The organism is Mesorhizobium sp. M2A.F.Ca.ET.039.01.1.1 (assembly GCF_003998035.1).
Classification (GTDB): Bacteria; Pseudomonadota; Alphaproteobacteria; order Rhizobiales; family Rhizobiaceae; genus Mesorhizobium.
Genome location: NZ_RZRY01000700.1, coordinates 1 through 3,200 on the forward strand (window position 1 = coordinate 1; position 3,200 = coordinate 3,200).

At 65.3% G+C, this 3,200-nt stretch carries 2 protein-coding genes and 1 pseudogene; 2 read left to right on the forward strand and 1 reads right to left on the reverse strand.

Annotated features, from left to right (window positions below):
• Nucleotides 1–54 precede the first annotated feature (54 nt).
• Entirely contained in the window at nucleotides 55–1,080 is a 1,026-nt protein-coding gene (locus tag EOA24_RS32095; RefSeq protein WP_126082027.1) for a LacI family DNA-binding transcriptional regulator, read from the reverse strand.
• A 197-nt stretch (nucleotides 1,081–1,277) separates the two neighbouring features.
• Between EOA24_RS32095 and EOA24_RS32100 the strand changes: the two are divergent.
• Both EOA24_RS32100 and EOA24_RS32105 read left to right on the forward strand, forming a co-directional pair.
• Nucleotides 1,278–2,308, forward strand: a pseudogene (locus EOA24_RS32100) (Gfo/Idh/MocA family oxidoreductase).
• Nucleotides 2,308–3,200, forward strand: an 893-nt coding sequence (locus tag EOA24_RS32105; protein ID WP_133374717.1) for a sugar phosphate isomerase/epimerase, incomplete at its 3' end; no start/stop codon positions are given. The pseudogene EOA24_RS32100 and the gene EOA24_RS32105, both read left to right, overlap by 1 nt.

Consider the following 3,200-nt stretch of genomic DNA (forward strand, 5'->3'; position numbering starts at 1 on the left):
ACTATGTCTAACTTTCCCCGGACAGCCCTGCCCAAGGGGAGAAGGGAAAGGCGCTCAATCGCTCTCGCGCGCGACAAGCTCCAGCGGCCAGACCTCGCGGATGATGCGTGTGCCTTCGGGACCGGCGAAAGCCGGAAGCGAAGCCAGCAGCATCTCGGCCAGCCGTCGGCCCATCGGCTCCAGCGACGGCCGGAAGGCGGTCAGCGTTGGCGAGAAGTAGCGGCAAAGCGGCGTGTCGACAATGACGATCACCGCGATGTCGTGGCCGGGCCTAATGCCCATCTCGGCCAGCGCCTTGCAGCCGCCGAGCGCCATGGCGTCATTGTTGAAGATGACGGCTGTCGGCCGATCCTTGGAGAGCATCACGCGCGGCGTCACCTGATAGCCGCCGGTCTCGTTGATGAAGCCGTCGGCGATCAGGCCGGGGTCGACCTCGATGCCGTGCCGCTGCAGCGCCTTGCGGTAGCCGTCGAGGAACAGGTAGCCGAAGTTGAGATCGAGCGAAGGGCGGATGGCTGCAATGCGGCGGTGGCCGCGCGCGACCAGCCGGTCGACGGCTTCCTCACCCGCCCTCTCGAAATCGATATCGAGCGAAGGATAGGTGTCGCCGCCGGATTGACTTCGGCCAAGCGTGGCGAAGGGAAAGCCGGCCTTGCTGAGATAGTCGATCCGATCGTCTTCCCGCCGTGTATTGGCCAACACGACCGCGTCGGCCCGGCGCGTCTCAACCACGCGGCGCAGCCTCTCCGGCTGATATTGACCGGGCTCACCCATAACGACCATCAGATCGAGCTCGCTTTCGGCGAGCCGCGCCTGCAGACCGGTCAGGAAAGGGATGAAGAACGGCTCGCCATATTGCTGGTCGCCAGGGTGCGGTTGCAGCATGAAGGCGATCGAATGGGTGGCGCCTTTCCTGAGACTCCGGCCCGACTGGTTGGGCGAATAGTTCAGCTTCCTGGCGGCCTCCAGCACGCGCTGGCGCGTCTCCGCATTGACATCGGCACGGCCGTTCAGCGCGCGCGAGACGGTGCCGATCGAAATGTTCAGATGACGCGCGAGATCGTGGATGCTGGACGCCAAGGCCGGTTCTCCCCCTGTCTTCGCTAGCACCGGCCGCCCTTCAGGCCAAGCAGCGGGTGTCGATTTTCGCGAGCAGGTGATTGACATTCTAAGCCTTCGGGTGTGTTCTCGTAAACGTTTACGGAAAGACGTTTACGGTGATGCCGGAAATGCCGTGACACTCGGCCTGGAGGGGCCGAGCGGAGGAGGAGCGCTGGATGATGAAGGTCGTCCTGGTCGGGTGCGGAGCTATGAGCAGGCAGTGGCTCGATGCCGCAAGGCAGATCGACGGGCTCGCCATTGCCGGCTTTGTCGATCTCGATGCCGAGCGGGCGCAGGCGAGGGCGCGCGAATACGATCTGAGCAACGCCGTCATCGGCACCAGCCTCGACGCCGTCCTCGACGAGACGAAACCCGACGCCGTGTTCGATGTCGTGGTTCCGGCGGCACGCCGCGAGGTCGCGCTTTCTGCCTTTGCCCTCATTGCCACCTGCTGACCGAAAAGCCGCTGGCCGACAGCCCAGAGAATGCGCGGGCCATCATCGCGGCGGCGCGTCGGGCCGGGCGCCTCCATGCCGTCGTCCAGAACCGGCGCTATGTCGCCAATGTCAGGCGGATCAGGCGCTTCCTCGACTCCGGCGCCATCGGCAAGCCGACCAGCATCCATGCCGATTTCTTCATCGCGCCGCATTTCGGCGGCTTTCGCGAGGAGATGGACCATGTGCTTTTGCTCGACATGGCGATCCACACCTTCGACGCCGCCCGCTACATGGTCGCCGGCGAGCCGGCCAGCGTCTATTGCCAGGAATGGGAGCCGGCCAGTTCCTGGTACCGGCAGGGCTCGTCGGCGAGCGCCGTCTTCGACCTCGGCGGCGGCAAGGTCTTCACCTATGCCGGCTCCTGGTGCGCCGACGGTTTTCGCACCAGCTGGGAAGGCAGCTGGCGCGTCGTTGCCGAGCGCGGCAGCCTGCTGTGGGACGGCCATGACGGGCTGAAGGCGGAGGTGGTTGCGTCGGGCCGCGACGGTATCATCGACAAGACGTATTCGATCGAGGTGCCGGCGCTCGACCCGGCCGACCGCGTCGGCGGACATCTCGGCATCATCCAGGATTTCATGCGCGCGATCGAAACCGGCACCGAGCCGGAGACCCGCGGCACCGACAATATCAAAAGCCTCGCCATGGTCTTCGGCGCGATCGAAAGCGCGGAGAGCGGACGGCGCGTGGCGATCGCGACCCAGGAAGGATGATGATGCCAAACCCGCTTCTCGATATCAGGATCGGCACCATGGTGCGGGCCAATCTCGACGATCCGGCCGCCTACGTGAAGCAGATCCTGCCGCTTGGCTTCGAGAGCATCCAGCCCTTCTTCTGGCAGACGCTGGGCGGCAAGGACCTGAAGCGCCTCGCGGGCGAAATCCGTGACGCGATCGGTGATGCGGACGTCACCGTGTCGTCGCTCGGTGTGTTCGGCAATCCACTCGAAAGCGGCGAGGTCGATCGCGGCGTGCTCGCCGCCTGGGAGACGGTGATCGACAACGCGCATCTGTTCGGCACTTCGATGGTCTGCGGCTTCACCGGCCGCCTGCGCGGCAAGAAGCTGACCGACAGCCTGCCGCGCTTCCGCGAGGTGTGGGGACCGCTGGCCAGGCGCGCCGCTGACAAGGGCGTGTGCATCGCCTTCGAGAACTGCGCCATGGACGGCAATTGGGCGAGCGGCGACTGGAACATCGCCCACAACCCGGACGCCTGGGAGCTGATGTTCAACGAGTTGCCGAACGACAATCTCGGGCTGGAATGGGAGCCCTGCCACCAGCTCGTCTATCTGATCGACCCGATCCCGCAGATCCGCAAATGGGCGCCGCGCATCTTCCATGTCCATGGCAAGGACGCGACGGTGCGCTGGGACGTGATCCGCGAGCATGGCGTGTTCGGCCGCCTGCCCTTCGTGCAGATGCGCACGCCGGGCTTCGGCGACAGCGACTGGACGCGCGTGATCAGCGAATTGCGGCTGGCCGGCTACAAGGGCGCCATCGACATCGAGGGCTGGCACGACCCTGTCTATCGCGACGATCTCGAGATCACCGGCCAGGCGCGCGCTCTCGATTATCTGAAGCAATGCCGGGGAGGGAACAGCTACCT